The organism is Corallococcus praedator (genome assembly GCF_003612125.1).
Classification (GTDB): domain Bacteria; phylum Myxococcota; class Myxococcia; order Myxococcales; family Myxococcaceae; genus Corallococcus; species Corallococcus praedator.
In genome coordinates, this window is the sequence record NZ_RAWI01000925.1 from 1 (window position 1) to 469 (window position 469).

A 469-nucleotide genomic window follows, 5' to 3' on the forward strand; every position below is an offset into this window, starting at 1 on the left:
ATCTACGATCGACTCGCAAAACTTTTTGTTCAAGAAGCGATCGAAGCAGAACAAAATCCGTAGGGGCACGGCAATGCCATTCCCCCAAAACATTGCCGTGCCCTTAAATTTGTCATTTCGATCGCAGCGATCGATCAGTTTGCAGCATGAAAAACAGAGTGAGCGTAAATGGCAAGCTGCGATCGATTCCGAAAGGTCAACCGATTCAGCAGGTGATTGACGTGCGTTTTGACCGTGCCTTCGGTGATAAACAGCGTTTCAGCAATTTCGCGATTTGTCGCGCCATAGCCAATTAGCCGCAACACTTCTTGTTCGCGAGGCGTAAGCTGCACTTGGGGCGATCGCGCTGCTAAAGCTGCCTCAGAAGGAAGTTTGGCAACGAGCTTTTCCATTAATCCTGGCCCCATTTGCGTATAGCCGCGCTGCACAAAGCGGATCGCCTGCGCCAGTTCTTCGGAAGGCATATCTT

At 50.5% G+C, this 469-nt stretch carries 1 protein-coding gene; it reads right to left on the minus strand.

What is annotated here, in order from left to right:
- Positions 1 to 134: 134 nt before the first annotated feature.
- Positions 135 to 469 (minus strand): LuxR C-terminal-related transcriptional regulator (locus D7Y13_RS42430; RefSeq protein ID WP_147452688.1); only part of this gene is annotated, 335 nt, incomplete at its 5' end.